Annotated in this window: 9 protein-coding genes; 7 read left to right on the top strand and 2 right to left on the bottom strand. The window is 45.0% G+C overall.

The window, feature by feature from the left end; translation table 11 throughout:
• From NXR94_RS08570 to NXR94_RS08555, 4 genes are all read left to right on the top strand, one after another.
• Positions 1–1905: a family 43 glycosylhydrolase gene (locus NXR94_RS08570; protein WP_258104207.1), complete on the top strand. Its 1905-nt coding sequence runs from the start codon at positions 1–3 to the stop codon at positions 1903–1905.
• Between the two features lie 38 nt (positions 1906–1943).
• Positions 1944–2714, top strand: coding sequence for a rhamnogalacturonan acetylesterase (locus tag NXR94_RS08565; protein WP_258104206.1), 771 nt, complete (start codon positions 1944–1946; stop codon positions 2712–2714).
• A gap of 163 nt (positions 2715–2877) precedes the next feature.
• On the top strand, positions 2878–4113 hold the full coding sequence (locus tag NXR94_RS08560) for an oligogalacturonate lyase family protein (RefSeq protein WP_258104205.1): 1236 nt from the start codon (positions 2878–2880) through the stop codon (positions 4111–4113).
• 613 nt (positions 4114–4726) lie between these two features.
• Positions 4727–5098 carry a hypothetical protein gene (locus tag NXR94_RS08555; protein ID WP_258104204.1) on the top strand — a complete coding sequence of 124 codons (372 nt, stop codon included), beginning with the start codon at positions 4727–4729 and terminating at the stop codon, positions 5096–5098.
• 245 nt (positions 5099–5343) lie between these two features.
• Here the strand turns inward: NXR94_RS08555 and NXR94_RS08550 are convergent, their stop codons facing one another.
• Together NXR94_RS08550 and NXR94_RS08545 are read right to left on the bottom strand one after the other, a co-directional pair.
• Positions 5344–7935, bottom strand: coding sequence for an alpha-L-arabinofuranosidase C-terminal domain-containing protein (locus tag NXR94_RS08550; RefSeq protein ID WP_258104203.1), 2592 nt, complete (start codon positions 7933–7935; stop codon positions 5344–5346).
• 145 nt (positions 7936–8080) lie between these two features.
• The gene (locus NXR94_RS08545; RefSeq protein ID WP_258104202.1) at positions 8081–10309 is read right to left on the bottom strand and encodes a penicillin-binding protein 1A; all 2229 of its coding nucleotides are present in this window, start codon (positions 10307–10309) and stop codon (positions 8081–8083) included.
• Between the two features lie 382 nt (positions 10310–10691).
• Between NXR94_RS08545 and NXR94_RS08540 the strand changes: the two genes are divergently transcribed.
• The 3 genes from NXR94_RS08540 to NXR94_RS08530 all read left to right on the top strand — a co-directional run bounded on the left by NXR94_RS08540 (position 10692) and on the right by NXR94_RS08530 (position 17322).
• On the top strand, positions 10692–12536 hold the full coding sequence (locus NXR94_RS08540; RefSeq protein WP_258104201.1) for a hypothetical protein: 1845 nt from the start codon (positions 10692–10694) through the stop codon (positions 12534–12536).
• A gap of 117 nt (positions 12537–12653) precedes the next feature.
• Entirely contained in the window at positions 12654–15707 is a 3054-nt protein-coding gene (locus tag NXR94_RS08535) for a TonB-dependent receptor (protein ID WP_258104200.1), read from the top strand.
• Between the two features lie 10 nt (positions 15708–15717).
• Positions 15718–17322, top strand: a complete 1605-nt coding sequence (locus NXR94_RS08530) for a RagB/SusD family nutrient uptake outer membrane protein (protein WP_258104199.1) — start codon at positions 15718–15720, stop codon at positions 17320–17322.
• Positions 17323–17330 lie beyond the last annotated feature (8 nt).

Below are 17330 nucleotides of genomic sequence, written 5' to 3'. Positions count from 1 at the left end.
ATGAATCGATTAAGTCTTGTTTTTGCTGTCCTATGGCAGTTGGTATTATTATCCTGTGAAACCAGGCCTCCTCAGCAAGAGGAGGTCTTCCTATTTTCCTATTTCAAAGGTGGAGGGGAAGATGGGCTTCACCTGGCTTATAGTGAAGATGGTCTGACCTGGAAGGCACTGAATGAAGATCAGCCTTATCTGAAACCAGAGCTGAGCGCTGATAGATTGATGCGTGACCCATGCATCATTCAGGGGCCGGATAGCAAGTTTCATATGGTTTGGACGGTGAGTTGGTCGGATGGTGGAATAGGATATGCCTCGTCGGTAGATTTGATCAATTGGTCCCCACAGCAATTTATTCCTGTTATGCAGCATGAGCCCGCAACAAAAAATTGCTGGGCGCCTGAGATTTTCTATGTTGAGAATCGGGATGAATTTATGATTTACTGGTCCAGTACCATTCCCGGGAAATTCGAAGAAACCGCCAATAGTGCTGAGCAGGACTGGAATCATCGCATTTATTACTGTACCACCAGAGATTTCAAAGAATTTAGTGAAACAGAGCTACTGCTGGATCCTGGGTTTAATGTGATCGATGCGACCATCAAGGTTGTTGAAGACCGGTATGTCATGATCGTTAAGGATGAGACCAAATTCCCTGAGGTGCAGAAGAACCTTCATGTGTTGGTAAGTGAGGACCTTTATAGCTGGGATGTCTCCGTTTCGGACGCCATTAGTGATGATTGGGTAGAAGGACCTACTATGACAAAGTTAGATGCCAACTGGGTAGTCTATTTTGATCGATACCGTCAACATGCTATGGGTGCTCTAAGCTCATCTGATCTGGTGAACTGGACGGATATTTCATCTGATATTGATTTTCCGAAGGGTACCCGTCATGGTACTGTTTTTAAAGTTTCGACCACAGTTGTCGAGAACCTCAAGAATCCCGATCCCGCAGACCTCAACAAACTGAAAGCGTTGATCCCGGCACCCAAACCACTTTATCGGGACACAATTCATGATGGCGCGGCTGATCCGGTGATTGTCTGGAATCAGTCCGAGGAGAAATGGTATATGTTCTATACCAACAGGCGGGCTAATGTAGATAGTCTGGATGGAGTGAAATGGGTCCATGGCACACGCATTGGAATTGCGGAATCCGAGGACGGAAAGTTTTGGAAGTACAAAGGGGTCTGTAACATTCAGTATGGGGAGCAGGATTATTCTCATTGGGCACCCGAGGTTATAGCGCGTGAAGGCACCTACCATATGTACCTGACCATTGTCCCGGGTACCTTTTCGAACTGGAAACATCCCCGTCATATCATCCATCTTACAAGTGCTAATTTGATCGACTGGGAATACGAGTCTACGCTGCCTTTAGCCAACGATAAATGTATTGACGCATGTGTTTTCCCAAAACCGGATGGAACCTGGAGAATGTATTATAACAATGAGCGAGATGGTAAATCCATTTACTATGCCGATAGTCCGGATCTTTATACCTGGACCGATAGCGGGAAAAAGGTGGTAAGTGAGCGTGGAGAAGGCCCGAAAGTCTTTCAGTGGAAAGAGAAGTACTGGATGGTAGTCGATAATTGGGAGGGGCTGGGAGTATACTTTTCCAATGACCTTGAAAACTGGCAGAAGCAGGAAAACCGCATCCTTCAGCGGCCCGGAAAATATACTGACGATCGTGTGAAAGGTCAACATCCGGATGTAGTCGTACAAGGAGAGAAAGCATTTATTTACTACTTTACGCATCCCGGTAAAACGCCTGAAAATGCCGGTATTGATAATTATGAAACACGCCGAAGTTCTCTTCAGGTAGCGGAGTTAATATATGACGAAGGTGAGATTAAGACTTTTCGAAATCGACCGGTTTATGTACAGTTAACTCCTTCGAAATAGGCAGGGACTTTGTTGAACTAAGAACAAAAAACAAAATAATGAAAGTACTATCAGTCTTACTAATTGGATTATCAACCCTTTTCTTTTTTCAAACCAAAGAGAAAACAACCATTTTCCTGGTAGGGGATTCTACCGTTCAAAATGGATCTGGAAAAGGAGAGGGCAGACTTTGGGGATGGGGTGCATTCTTTGCTGATCAGCTGGATACAACCCAGGTGGAGGTGGTGAACCGGGCACGTGGAGGTAGAAGCAGTAGGACATTCATTTCCGAGGGATTGTGGGATCAGGTGCATGCTCAGATTGACTCGGGTGATTATGTGATCATTCAATTCGGTCATAATGATGGTGGTGCAATCAACGATGATTTCCGAGCTAGGGGATCCATTAGAGGTAATGGGGATGAAATGGAGGAGATCGATAATATCCTGACCGGCCAAAGAGAGATGGTACGATCCTATGGATGGTACATCCGAAAATACTGTCACGATACTAAGGCAAAAGGAGGGATCCCAATTGTATGCTCATTGGTTGCTCGAAATGTCTGGAAAGATGGAAAGGTGGATCGTGCCACAGAGAGTTACGCGAAGTGGGCGAGAGAGGCAGCTAAGATGGAAGGTGCGTATTTTATTGATTTGAATGATCTGGTGGCTACTAAATATGAATCATTGGGTCAGGATTATGTAACCTCTGGTTTATTTGTTAAGGATCATACCCATACCAATAAAGAGGGGGCAATTATCAATGCTAAACTGGTAGCAGAGGCGATTAAAGAGCTGAAGGACTGTGGGCTGGGTGATTTGGTGAAATAGAAACGGCTAGTTCCCGGTCTTTTCAACCAGATCAGTGTTGGCCGATTTTGGTCGGCCGGAGAACCATGATATTTGAGTCAGAGCCATCGACGGATGGTTTTAGGAGAGCTATTGCCCTTTCAGCTATAGGCGTAAAAAGTTTTTGACCCATAATCCCAAAGTGATGATTCGAAATCTTATTAGGATTTTGCCATACCTGTTGTTGACTTCCCTGTTGCCTGGTTGTGTAAAGTCGAGCAGCCAGGAGAGGGGTGAAGATATTCCAGTACTCAAATCCGGAGGTCAGCCTATGCCGGACGAATGGATTGATGCAGATACCAAACATCGCATTATCAGGTTAACGAAAAGAGAAAAAGGGGGCAGAAGCTTTTATTTTCACAACTATCCCTTTGTAAAAGCCGAGAATGGAGACGATGTCATGGTTTTTTATGGGAACACAGATTCAGGTCGTCAGATCTTTTCGGTCAACTTAAATACGAAAGCGATAGAACAGGTCACCAGTCATCCGTCGCGTTTTGGCGGAGAGATCGTTTCGGGGAGTACCGGGGAAGTATTTTATCAAAGCAGTGACAGCGTTTTTGCCACAAATATCCTGACTAAGGAAAGCAGGTTAGTGTACGTGTTTCCAGATGATTTCAAAGCACGAATATCAACGATCAACGCTGATGGAACTTTGCTGGCCGGAAGTTTCGCGTTGCCGGTGAAGGATTCCATTTATCGGGCCAATCCCGAAAAGAAGGACTATTTCAATCTCATTTATGAGGCGAAGGTTCCGCATACCTTGTTTACGGTGAATACCCAATCGGGTGCATTGAAAAAGCTCTATCAGGAACGTGCCTGGCTTAATCATGTTCAGTTTTCTCCAACTGATCCTGATTTGCTCATGTACTGTCATGAAGGTCCATGGCATTTGGTTGATCGTATATGGACCATCGATGTGCAAACCGGCAAAAACAAGCTGATGCATGAGCGCACGATGCATCGGGAAATTGCAGGACATGAGTTTTTCGGTCCGGATGGAAAAACCATCTGGTACGATCTGCAAAGGCCTCGCGGAGAGACCTTTTTTCTGGCGGGCGTCAATGTAGAGAATGGTGAGAGAACAGTTTATCAAATGGATCGGGATGAGTGGTCGATCCACTTCAACATATCACCGGATCAGCAGTTGTTCGCGGGAGATGGGGGGGATTCGACCCAGGTGGCACTTGCAGAAAATGGCTGTTGGATTTACTTGTTTACACCCTCAGGGGAATCCTTAAAGGCAGAAAAACTGGTCAACATGGAATACCATTCTTATCGCCCTATCGAACCGAATGTTCACTTTTCGCCTGATGGTCAGTGGGTGATTTTCAGATCAGACCTGGATGGAACATTGCATACGTATGCGGTCAAAATTTAATGGGCCAGTTTCAAACGAATTACTATGAAAGTTGTGGAAGTTTTCATTGCAAAACTTACCCTTTTTCGCATTTCTGAACCTGCCGCCAGTTTGCAACTGATGGATACTCCAGATCGGAATTTTTATATCCAGCACATATTTGAGTGAATCGCATCAGCGGTCATTGGTTAATGCGCACTTTTAGTCTCTCGTCAGGTCTTTAGGTCTGATGAATTTAGCTTCTCGCCAGGTCTTGCGACCTGACGACCTACGGATTGAATTTCTGCCTTTGTTGGAGTTTGGTGTTAGTTATAGGTCCCATCCGGTCTTTCGACACTTCTGAGGGATGTATTAAGGCCTGGACATTGATGCCATGACTTCAGGTCATGGCATCAATGGTTGAATCGAGTCATCAATTTCTCAGGCCGATTTTATTTGAAAGTATCGGGTACGATTTCAAGCTCGCAACTGCGAATGGCACACACCTCCTACTTGTCAGGAGTGTAGAGAATTAGCTTTCAAAGTCTCGGAAAAGCAAAACGTTTTTAGGAATAAAAAGTCCTAAACCTCATTGGATAGCTATATATTTAGTGTGCTTTGGGTTTAACAAAGTTTAGATAGCCGCAAATTCAAAATGAAAACTATTTACCTATTTTTCGCAGCTTTACTATTCCTGGGATCCTGTACCTTTCCCAAAAAGGTGTTTGACTCTTCTGATGCTATAGTATTTGATAGCAAGGACCCTATTCCTGCTGAAGCCATGTACATGAAATCAGGCTATACAACGAGGATCGCCATCACAAAAGATTACATCAAGATCGACGAGGTTCAGTACCCGGTTCGTAAGGTTAAGAAGTATGCCTTAGTAGATGATGCATGGATTTTTTACACCAAAGAACATCTGTTCATTTACAAGCAAAGCCTAAAATTGGATCAATGTGATTTGGCTCGGAATGTCCAAATAACCTATCCATTATCCGTCTGGATCAGTGGGTATCATCGCTAACAGTTCCGAGCCCGGACGCAATTGCATTGCGGCCGAAATTGTAAAAGGTATTTGTAATGCCTCAAGCTAAAACTGGTGGCCCCTGATCTTTGAAGTCTTCCAAAGGGTGACTTCAAAGTAATCATGATCAACGAGTGTCTCCGACACGGCTTGTGATCAAGTCTTTCCTTAAATTTTTAGTCAATACAACTCTGCCCTTATTGATGATAGCACCAATAAGGGCAGAGCGCTGTAAATCGGAAGTCTTACTTCGTCTTCACGCGGAACACATTAAAGGAGTATGGTTCCATGGTATACTCCAGATTATCAGAGACATCAATGACTGTTTCTTTAGGTGCTATACCTTCGTCGTCAGGCTTACCGGTAAGGATATAAATCGGTGACTGCTGCGGCTCGACACCGATGGACGATAAATCTACCTTTGCATTAGTAGCTACAGGCAGCAGGTTGACCATTTTCACGATCAGGTCTTCACTGTTTTCATCTTTCACCACCGATATGGCAATCCTCTTTTTCACCTCCTGCGATTGATTGGAGTGGCTTACGGTAGTAGGGACGTAGTAGTTCCCCGAATGCTGGCCAAAGAGCTTTTGCACAAAGTAATCCGTCGTCAGGTTGATCTCGGTATTGTTGAAGTAAATAAGGTCTGGTGTCCAGTTGTGGTGTCCATCTTTCGCTAGTAGAGGCGCAAATGAAGTCATGGTCACCACATCAGCATTTCGTTCAACATTAATGAGGTAAAGTGCTTCAGCCAGTGAAGTTTCGATATTCATGCGGCGGTTAGGGACGTGCGCAGCATACTCTCCAAGGTATACTTTAGGTCCCTTTCGGTCATATTTGTCGTAATAATTTTGATTGTTGATAAACCATCCCGGAGGCTGGTAGTAGTGTTCATCGACCATCTCCACATCAAGTTCCCGAGCAAACTCCCAACCATGCTCATAGTCAGTTCCCCTATAGAAAGGCCCAACCGTTCCAATAACGATGATCTCTGGGTATTTTGCCTTTACAGCTTTATAGATCATTTCAAAACGCTCCTGGAAAAGGTCTGTGATGAGGTCTTCGTTTCCAATGCCAATGTATTTCATATTGAATGGCTTCGGGTGTCCGGCAGCCGCTCGCACCTTACCCCATTTGGTGGACTTGTCGCCATTCGCCCATTCTATCAGGTCCAGAATATCCTGAACATATTCATCCATTTCATTCATTGGGATGCCACCGCACTGACCATGACCCCCAACACCGGAGTTTTGGCAAGGAACGCCAGCCGCCAGTACAGGCACAGGCTCTGCGCCTATGTCTTCACAGAACTGAAAATATTCGTAGTACCCCAATCCAAGGGTTTGATGATATCCCCAGAGGTTTCGCATCGGGGTTCTTGCTTCCAGCGGACCGATGCTGTTTTTCCATCGGTAGATATTGCCAAGGCCATCTCCGTGTGCTACACATCCTCCCGGGAAACGTACAAATTGAGGGTTCAGGTCGGTGATGACTTTAGCCAGATCCTTTCTTAGTCCGTTTTTGCGGCCGTTGAAGGTGTTACGTGGAAACAAGGAGATCATATCTAAGGCAAGCTTACCATTCTGTTGAGGGATGATCTCCAAACGCCCGTCCACCAGATCATCGGTGGCCGTGATTACAGAAGGGTAACTTTTCCATTGAGCACCGATTTTCTTGATGGTGGTTTGACCGTAGTTGCCGGAGCCATCTTTGCCCGTTAGCCTGACAATGATCGATTTCCCCGTCTTATCCAAAGATTTAGCATAAATGGAGAAGTCATATTTCTCTCCCTTGCTGAGCACAATTCCATCCCAGCCCTCGTTCACAAGGCCGGATCCGTTCGGTTTTCCATTAATTACTGCATAGTGGCTGTTATTGGGGTGAATAGGGTTGAGGCTATCAATCTCAAAGCCGTATTTGTCTCCTTCGTAGGACCACGACCAATAGGAGTTCCATTCTTTGTCTCTCCCTCTTTTATCAGAAGGGTGATACTCGAAATCCCGGTTTTGAATCAGTTCTGCATACAAGCCTCCGTCAGCGGCATAATTGATGTCTTCAAAAAAGATACCCATAAGCTCATTGCTAATGGCCTTTTCATTTTCGGGTTGGAGACTTACTTCAATATTGACAGGTTGTAGATCTCCAAAACGGATTGGGTCATCCTTGAGGCGCTCCTGACGTTGGTTTTCATGGAATTGCTCCCATTCTGCTTGTTGGATCAGTTTTTCTACCGTTTCCCAGGATACCTTGTGGATCATCCCACGGTAAACAGTACCATCCACGTTCGCTTCGATCCTTTCTTCTTTCGCAGCTTGCTCAAGTCTTTTTGTTGTACTAAAGGCTTTGAAGTCAGAAGTGGTGGTTTGATAGTAGGACTTGCCTTCTTCTTTGTTACTATACCATGAGATTTGATATTGTCCATCACCCACGGCTTCGATCGCAGGATCATTAATATCGCCACCGGTCATTACATCCGGGTACACTTGTGGGATCCATTTGATGAGATCCGCAGATGATGCATGAGCCAGTTGAGTGATCTCTTTATTGAGTGACCAGACGCAATGCCATGTCCCTTGTTCATCCTGAAAGAGATAGGGGTTGTGCATACGCTTTTGTGAACCCCAGCGTCCAAAGTCGCTGAAAAGAAATCGCTGATGTGGTCCAATTCCATACCAACTCACCTGGTCTCTGCTCCAGGCAAGAAGCAGACCACTTTTTCCCTCATCGCGGGAGTAGGCAAATAAGTAGACAGAATCAGCCGGACCTCTGTATTGGGCCTGGCCATTAAATGAAAACAGTATAAGTAGGGCAAAAACTATTTTGTGTAATTTCTTCATGAATGAATTTGATGATGGATTACTATTGTTTCAAAGCCAATAATATCAATAGTGCTACCTAAGAAGGTGGACAAATTTGTAAAATTGGATCATTATCGATGTTTTAGAGGCTAATCAAAGAATAATAAGAAAGGGAGTTTAGTCCTCAATCCTTCTTTCTCCTGAAAAATGATTTCAGTCCATCGATAATTGATTTTTTCTCGACCGTGTCTTTTTTGCGATCCTTCACTCCAAACAATCGCTCAAACAGGGACATCTCCTCGACATAAAGTGGGCAGTCAATTTTCTCTTGCAGCTCCAAGTTGAGAGAGTCAAATTTGGACTCGTTCCACGAAGAAAACTCAGGTTCTTTTAAGGTCTGCTTCATCCATAGTGCCCAAATCGGGAGGGCCATTCTGGCGCCTTGTCCATATTCTCCGGTTCTGAAGTGAATGCCCGGATAGTCAGCGCCTACCCATACACCAGTGACAATATTCGGTGTAAAACCAATGAACCATCCGTCTGCGTATGATTGGGTGGTTCCGGTTTTACCGGCTACCTCGATATCGATGTTGTATCGTCCACGTAGTGATGCTGCAGTCCCCTGATTTACCACACTTTGCATGAAATTGGTAATCAATTGAGCATTATCCGCTGACATCACTTCTTTATCTTCCTCCTCGCTGTGGTGCTGCCAGATGATCTCATGATTGGCGTTCTCAATTACAAGAACAAAAACCGGTTCTTTTCGAATGCCTTTGTTGGCAATCGTCGCGTAAGCGGATACCATTTCAAGTAGTGAAATGTCCGCAGTCCCCAATGCGAGGGAAGGTACTTCCGGGAGTTCTTGTCTGATGCCCAATTCGTGAGCGAGTTCAATTACCTCATCAATTCCTGTTTCCATTATGATCTGCGTAGAGACCGTGTTGACGGAGTTAGTCAGCGCTCCCTTTAATGAATAATACCCTTCATAGTCGTCGTTGGCATTGCCCGGTGACCAATCCTCATACTCTTCGTAGACCTCCTTTTTGTTTTTGAAAAACTCACATGGATCGACCCCATTTTCCAGGGCGGCAGCATACACGATAGGTTTGAACGTGGACCCGACCTGGCGCTTAGCCATAACATGATCAAATTGAAAGTATTCAAAATCTAATCCTCCAACCCAGACTCTGATTTCTCCGGTAGAGGGCTCCATGGCCAGTACTCCTGTCTGAAGCAGCATCAGGTAGTGTTTGATGGAGTCCAGTGGCGTCATTTCGGTGTCCAGAGGTCCGTTTGGACTATAGATCAGCATGGGTTTGGATTCTTTGAGCCATGAATTCGATGATTGTACTGAAACCGCATGTTTAATGGCGTATTCCAGGATTTCCGGTTTTTCATTCCAAGGTTTGGTCGAGGCCCAGTGTTCGTTAAATAGCTTTTGCAGTTTTGATAAATGGGCAGATACCGCTGAGTCCGCAAAGGACTGTAGTTTGGAGTGAATGGGTAGAGTGATGCGCAGGCCGTCCTGATCCAGGTTGTAGGCAGTGCCGTCAGGTTTCTTCACTGTTAGCAGTATGCTGTCGATCATCGATCGGACCTTTGCCTTGAAGTAGGGAGCGGTGCCACGTTCGTTGGTATGACGGCGATAATTCAGTTCGATAGGTAGTGCCGTAAGCGAATCTAGTTCCACTTTGGTCAGGTGATTTTGTCTGGCCATTTGAGCCAGTACGGTATTGCGACGCTTTAGCGCCTGCTTTGGATTCAACTTCGGGTTGTAAGCGGTGTTGGCTTTTAGGATACCGACCAGCACTGCAGATTCCTGGATGTTGAGTTCAAGCGGCTTCTTGTTAAAATACCGGGAAGCTGCAGTCTCCAGACCATAGACATTTTCTCCGAAAGAAACCGTGTTGAGGTAAAGGGTGAGTAGTTCTTCTTTGGAGTAGAGTGTTTCCAGTCGCATCGCGACGACCATCTCTTTGAACTTGGCTGCTATCAGCCCGATAACTCCTGTTTTTTTTCTTGGATAAAGGTTTTTTGCTAATTGTTGACTCAGCGTTGAGCCACCCCCGGCGCTTTCGTCGCGAAGCACAATGGTCTTAACCAGTACCCGGATGAGGCTTCGATAGTCTATTCCGGTATGTTCAAAAAAGCGTTCATCTTCGGTCGAGATCAATGCATCTAAGAAGTGCTGAGGGATTTCCTTAAAACTGATGTTGGTCCTGTTCTCAACGAAGTACCTACCAAGGAGTACACCATCAACGCTGTAGATTTCTGAAGCTGTATGATGATGGATCTCTCTCAGCTCCCGAATGGAAGGAATGGAGCCCATGCGGATACGAATAAATACCCCTGCGGCTATGCCGAGTGCCAGGGTTAAAAGGAGGAAATGGATCCAGTACTTTTTAATCATACACGAAGTTAACGTCGCAAAGATAGACGTGTAGATACAAACGAAGTATTGTCAGCATTTGTACCCTACAGCATGGCTGTTCCCTCCTTTAAAGTCCGCAAAATTTATCCGGTGCTGCGTACTGCTACTGTTCCGTAGGTTCTGGGATCAACCTGCTGAAAACAAGGAGTTTATGGGGTGTATCGAGGAGTATAAAAACGCCTGATAATCTGAACAAAAGTGAGTAAATTATGTTTTTGATAATATTAAGTGCCTCTATGGATATTGTTTTGAAGTAATTGCAGAAAATAACCGGTTTGTTGCAGAAAGACTCCCCCTTGCTGGTTTGAGTATCCGCCACTTTTGGGATGTAATTCACATTTCAAATAATAAACCAAAAGGTATGAACAACTTGCACAAATTTTATCCAATGTTTCTGGTCGTCCTTGGCGTCTTGCTTATTTGGTTAAGCGGATGTAATAAAGACGAGGGCTCAGATCAATTAGAAAACGAGCTGGCGCTTTCCGGATCGGGAGAGCTTAGTGTTATTGAAAAGGATACAACAATTTCCTTAGTTTATGAATTTATTGTTCCTGCCAGGGAAGCGGGGGAAGCAGTTGTTACTTCAACCGTAGACAATCTGACTTATGGCGTTAATTATACAACAGAACCTGCTGAAGATGGGGGAACAATATCAATCCCTTTTAGCCAGGGAGATGCGTCTATTTCAATCGAGATAACTGTAATAGATGATGATCAAAACCTTCCGGATGGATCTGTGACCTTTGCATTAAGTAATGTGAAGGGAGAGTCCGCAACCATCGGAGCTGCATCATTCAAACTGACTATCCTGGATAATGAGGGAGAGTCCATTGTTGCTGCTTCCAGTGAAGTAACCAAACTCGGAGAAGTGATTCCGGGAACCCAATCGAATGCCAAAGAAGTTTCATTTACATCTATTAACATTTCATCTGCGATCACTGCGGAAGCTTCTGCGGGTTTTGTAGTTTCTGCTACAGCCGAGGGCACATATGCAGCAACAGCATCTCTTGATGCTTCAGCGACTTCTTTCTTTGTGAAGGCCTCACCGGATATCTCGGCTTCTCTGGGAGTTGTTACGGGAACGATAACCCTGAGTGTAGGAGATGCAGAGACTACATTTGATGTAGAAGCTGTGGTTTCCAACTCTGTTGGTGTGCTATTCTGGGCGGATTATTTCGATTATCCGATCAATGAAACCTACCCTACTTATGGTGAAACCGGATTTACCGGTGCGATCGTGCCTGTTTCCGCAAGATACAGACTGGCCGCTGCTTATAATGGTTCTGATGGATCGGTAGATGTAATCACTGGTCTGGAGCGTACAGGAGTATTTGATACCTGGTACATACAGCAAAGAATGGCTGGTATAGCAATGGGTGATAATGCTTTGAGTTTTACAGGGTATCCAGGTTCTGGTACCGGACGTAACCTCAGACTTGGAAAAGATGGTAGCAATCAAAGGCAAAGAAACGATTGTGCAACAGAATCTAAAAACTCCGCAATTGGTAGAAGGTTCGTTGACGATGGTAACGAGATAACTTCAGGTAACGTTTACATGGCAGCCATGATTAAAGTGGTGCAAGTGCATCCTGAAGAGACTCCTGTTCTTAAAAATGCAATCCTGATGCTGACTGGCGATGCTTCATTCGTGGGTATCAATGCAATGAAATTGAATGTTAAAGATGATGGTAGCGGCGGATTCAACTTTGGAGTGTCCAAGTCTGGTGACGACGGTACGGTAGAATACGGTAGCACTTCCTATACATTGGGTACCACTTATGCTGTGGTTATGAAAGTGGAAATCAACGAAGACCTGGAAGGCGATCCGGCAAACGATGCCGTGAGCGTATTTGTTTTCAAAGAAGGAGATGATATTCCTGCAATTGAGAGTGAGTCTCTTGTAGCTGAAGCGGTAGTTGATGCTTCCAATCAGGGAGGAGATGTCCATGACGTAACTACTGGATTGGAGATCGTGTTTATCAGAGAAGTAGCGGATGCCTTTGCTGCAGGTGGCGAGGCTAACATTAATGTTCAGGATGCTGAAATCTCCGGATTAAGAATTGCTACCTCATGGAATGCTTTGTTCAAGGATGCCTCCGAAGCGCTTTATGATAACGTTTCGGCGGATGATTTACAGACCCTGAGATATGGTAATGTAAACTGCTCAGGCTTCCACGGTGGAAACCTTGGAAATACAGACCTGTAATTGAATTGATTTTGTAAAACCGCATCCTTTCAGTGCTAAACTGAAAGGATGCTTTTCTAAACTGAAAGTTTAGGTTTTCAAATAAAACATTCCTTCACTGACTCAAAAAAGTCCATCATGGAAATCTCAAAAATATGCCTATGCAACAGTCTTACTAAATGCTTTGCAGCAGTTATTCTGACCTTCTTTTCTATTGCGATTTATGCACAGGAAATGCCGGTCTCCGGAGTAATCGTAAGTGAACAGGGAGAACTATTACCGGGAGTAACGGTGCTGGTTCGTGGAACAAGTACGGGTACAATTACTGATCTGGATGGTAATTTTCGGTTGAATGCTGATAAAGATGCCATCCTTGAAATCAGCTTTGTTGGTTTCAAAAGTGAAAATATAATTGTCAATGGACAGACCAATATCAACATCACGCTCAAAGAGGATGTACTCCAAATGGAGGAGGTTGTGGTCATCGGTTATGGTTCCGTTGACAAAAAGGATCTAACAGGTTCCGTTTCTGTTCTTGGAGCGGAAGATCTGGCCTTACAGCCGGTAGTGCGCGTTGAAGCCGCGCTTCAATCTAAAATTCCCGGAGTACTGGTCAATCAAAACAGCGGTAACCCAGGCAGTGGTCTTAAAGTGCGGATTCGTGGAGTAAACTCATTTGGAGCCTCAAATGGTCCCTTGTACGTCATCGACGGGTTCATCGGAGCCGACGTGCAGTCCATCAATCCTGCGGATATTCAGACTATTTCCGTTCTTAAAGATGCCTCCGCGGCAGCCCTTTATGGGTCTCGCGGAGCTAATGGTGTGATCATTATCACCACCAAACAGGGTAAAAGCGATGATGCCCAGATCAATGTGAGCTATCAGCGAGGTCTCAGCCAACTGCGCAATAGATGGGATTTGATGGAAGGGTGGCAGTATATGGAAACCATCAATGATAAAATGAGGGCTGGAGGTACGCCGGAAGCGAACTTGCTGTTTACCAGAAAAGATATACTACTTGCCCAAAGTAATGGTACCGGTACCGATTGGCAGGATGTAGTCTTCCAGGATGGAGGTCAGGACCAGGTTCAGATTTCGATGAACAAAGGGGGCTTTTACATGTCAACAGCCGCGCAATGGAATGAAGGTATTGTCACAGGAACCAAGTACAACAGGTATAACCTGCGTTTAAACTATACCGAGGATATATTCGATCCGGTTAAGTTGTTCATTGGTGTTTCCAATGCGCTGGAGCAAAAGGAAAATTCCAATGATCAGGAGCATATCGACATCATTCGTGCCGCGGTGGGATGGCCTACGCATTTATCCGTATTTGATACGCTGTCAGGAGATTATACCCGTAATCAGGCCTATGGTCCATTATCGGTAAACCCGGCTTATTCCATCCATGAGACGCCAAACAAGGTCTACCGCAATGATTTCTTAGCGAATACCTTTCTCGAGTTTCGTTTGATGGAAGGCCTGAAATTCAAGACACAGGGCGCGATAAACTTCAAGGGGATATCGCAAACATCATTTACCAGGGTATCACCTAACCTTGTTGCGAGCAGCCCACTTTCCAGTTCTTACGGTAATACCAACACCATGCAGCTGAACTGGCAGATGACTCAACAGCTGACCTACAAAAAGCAGATCGGTCAAAATGACCTGGATGCAACGGTTGTTTATGAGGCCATATCAAATTTTGAAAGGGATTTTTCAGGCGGTGGGTCTGAACTTACCACTACGGATCTTGGATACTATAGCTCTCGTGTCGCTGACACTCAGACAAACAGTAGTGACAAGTCTAATTTGGAAATTTGGTCTTTGCTAGGAAGGGTAAACTACACTTTTCGAGACAAATACCTGTTTACCTTCAATGCAAGACATGACGAATCTTCGAGACTGGCGGTGGGCTATGAAGGCGCCACATTTTATGGAGGTGCGTTAGCTTACCGAATGAGCGAGGAGCCTTTCCTTCAAAACATTGGCGCTATTGAAGAATTGAAATTGAGGCTGAGTATCGGTCAGTTGGGAAGCCAGGCGGTAGGATTTACAGAGACCGTTGAGTCCGTTTCTTACAATAAAGGCTATTCCTTTGACGGATCACAGTTTGACAGGGGAACAGGGTTACCCGGACCAAAAAACAACAGGTTGAGCTGGGAAACTACCAATCAGGTTGATGGCGGGTTTGATCTTAGTCTTCTGCAAAGCCGGTACAACATCACGTTTGATGTTTTTTACAAACGCACCACTGATCTCATTTTTGACCAACAAGTGCCTGCATATGCCGGGGGAGGTAAGATAGCGGTGAATTCGGGTAAGATGGAAAATAAAGGGCTGGAGTTCATGGTCTCCGGTTATGCCGTGGACAATCGTGATTTTTCAGTGGAATTAAATGCCAACGTTAGTGTAGTTCGAAACAAGCTGTTGGCAATAGCGGGGGCATCTGATTTTATCGCCTCCGGTAAAAACACTCAAAGTGACCCTGATTTACTGGATAATACCCATCGAAACTTTGTTGGCAAGCCACTGGGATTACTTTGGGGACTGGTTTACGACGGGGTTTACGGTACTGATGAGGCGGATATAGCGGCTTTATATAACCGATCACCGGGTGATGCCAAATATGCTGATCTGAATGGCGATACTTTGATTGATAATTCAGACATGGCCATCATTGGTAATCCTTATCCGGACTTTGTATGGGGATTTACTACCAACCTGAAATATAAAAATTTCACTTTGAACCTCGTATGGAATGGGGTGCATGGTGTGGATGTTTTGAACTCGTTGAAGGCTTCGACTTATGGAGGCGCGGGGCAAAGAGACGCTACCAATGCTGATATTGTAAATCGATGGACTCCGGAAAATCAGGGTTCTGATATCCCAGGGTTTACGACCACCAGTGTGCTTTACAGACAATCCAGTCAATGGATAGAGAATGGGAGCTATGTTAAGCTGAGAAATGCAACCCTCAAGTATGATGTTCCTGTCAGGACAATTCCGTGGATCAAAGGGATTAATTCACTGTCCTTATTTATCACCGCCCAAAATGCACTGGTGTTTACAAAATACACTGGATATGACCCTGAGTCATTATCAAATACCGGAGACCGGGCAGGTGGTTTCGATGAAGGGGGATACCCTATTCCGAGAACCTTCCTAACCGGTGTGAATTTCAAATTTTAAGCGAAGAGTCATGAAAAGTTCATTAATAATCATATTAACAGTTTGCGGTTTGATGTTCTCATGTGTGGACCTGGAAGAGGAACCGGTAAATCAATTGAGAACTAACTACTTTCAGGACTTAACCAGTCTGAGAACAGCGATCAATGGAACCTACAGAATGCTGATAAGCGATGTATGGGAGCGTTCCGTGCAGGTTGGAAGTTTTCGGGTGCCGTTAATGGGTGCTGATGATTTTACCACCCTGACCGGATCAAATAAGGAAGAGTGGAGACAGTTTGACCAGTTTTATCAAAGTGCCTCCAATACCCGGCTTCAAAGAGCTACCTGGGCACTACTTTATGATGTGATCAGACAAGCAACCTGGGATATTGAAGGAGCTAAGAGTCTGGAAGGAAGTTTTGATCAGAATGAAATCGATGAAATGGTCGCCGAATCGTATTTTTTGCGAGCCTGGAGTTACTTCTGGTTAGTTAGGGTGTTTGGTGATGTACCATTGATCACAGAAACTACCGTAGACGATGCTGTTTATAACGTGGTCAGAACTGATGATGCCCTGGTTTATGATTTGATCATAGCTGACTTTGAGTTTGCCGAAGAGCATTTGCCTCCGGTTCAGCCGAGTTATGGTTTCATTAACCAGTGGGCGGCCAAGGCATACCTCTCGGAGGTGCACCTTACTATGGCAGGGTGGCCTTTGAATTTGACTGAACACTATGTGCAGGCTCAGGATTATGCTAAAGATGTGATCGACAATGGTCCTTTTTCATTGGTGTCGGATTATGCTTCTATTTTCTCCGTTGCAAATGAGGATAACAGTGAATTGATATGGTCGCTATCACTTTGTCCGATACAGGCATGTGGTTCTGGCTATACCGGATCATGGATGGCTAAAGCTACCAAACCTGCGGAGCTGAGCGGCTGGCAGGACATGTATATTGAGCTGTCCTTCTTTGAAAGATACCCTGATGGAGACAGAAAGGATTTCAACTTTTTGTCCCGCTTGAAAGTGTTGAGTAAGGATACACTGGACCCGTACTACATTGGATCAGATGATAAAAAATATCACTACACCTATAAGGACTACACCAATTTTACAACAGGACATACTTACCTCAAAAAGTACTGGGATGGGTTTTACGATTCTGCATTAGTGGCAGAAGACCCTCAACAACCGGTAGAAGCTCAAAGTGCAATTGATTTGCCGATGATGCGCCTGGCCAAGGTTTATCTGATCTATGCTGAGGCCGAAGCGCAGGTGAGCGGAACACCTTCGGCGGATTCCTACGAGTACCTGAATCAAATCAGAAGGAGAGGGAAGGGATATGATCCTTCAGCCGTGGGATCTGATGCTGATATTACATCAGGCTCACTGTCAAAAGATGACTTTGTTCGAGCGGTAGTGGATGAAAAAGGATGGGAGCTGGTAGGTGAAATGAACCGTTGGTTTGACCTCATCAGGACGGAAAGAGTGGAGGAAGTGAATGCCTTGAGGTCTCCGAGCGAGCCCCTTTCAGTTCCGGATGTGATATCGAAACATTTTTATCTGGCACCTATTCCATCTACGGAGCGGGCCATCAACCCTAATCTGACACAGAACCCCGGATATGGGGAGTAATTAGGTAA

Origin of the sequence: Marinoscillum sp. MHG1-6 (assembly GCF_024714475.1) — a bacterium.
GTDB lineage: Bacteria > Bacteroidota > Bacteroidia > Cytophagales > Cyclobacteriaceae > JAMZMI01.
The sequence above is the reverse complement of the archived record's forward strand: the minus strand, read 5'-3'. Positions and strand labels throughout refer to the sequence as shown.

What these genes read in the sequence shown, in the direction of transcription:
- NXR94_RS08565 (WP_258104206.1), top strand. Translation starts at nt 1,944, where the DNA reads ATGAAAGTACTATCAGTCTTACTAATTGGATTATCAACCCTTTTCTTT.
- NXR94_RS08535 (WP_258104200.1), top strand. Translation starts at nt 12,654, where the DNA reads ATGGAAATCTCAAAAATATGCCTATGCAACAGTCTTACTAAATGCTTT.
- NXR94_RS08530 (WP_258104199.1), top strand. Translation starts at nt 15,718, where the DNA reads ATGAAAAGTTCATTAATAATCATATTAACAGTTTGCGGTTTGATGTTC.
- NXR94_RS08555 (WP_258104204.1), top strand. Translation starts at nt 4,727, where the DNA reads ATGAAAACTATTTACCTATTTTTCGCAGCTTTACTATTCCTGGGATCC.
- NXR94_RS08545 (WP_258104202.1), bottom strand. Translation starts at nt 10,309, where the DNA reads ATGATTAAAAAGTACTGGATCCATTTCCTCCTTTTAACCCTGGCACTC.
- NXR94_RS08550 (WP_258104203.1), bottom strand. Translation starts at nt 7,935, where the DNA reads ATGAAGAAATTACACAAAATAGTTTTTGCCCTACTTATACTGTTTTCA.
- NXR94_RS08540 (WP_258104201.1), top strand. Translation starts at nt 10,692, where the DNA reads ATGAACAACTTGCACAAATTTTATCCAATGTTTCTGGTCGTCCTTGGC.
- NXR94_RS08570 (WP_258104207.1), top strand. Translation starts at nt 1, where the DNA reads ATGAATCGATTAAGTCTTGTTTTTGCTGTCCTATGGCAGTTGGTATTA.
- NXR94_RS08560 (WP_258104205.1), top strand. Translation starts at nt 2,878, where the DNA reads ATGATTCGAAATCTTATTAGGATTTTGCCATACCTGTTGTTGACTTCC.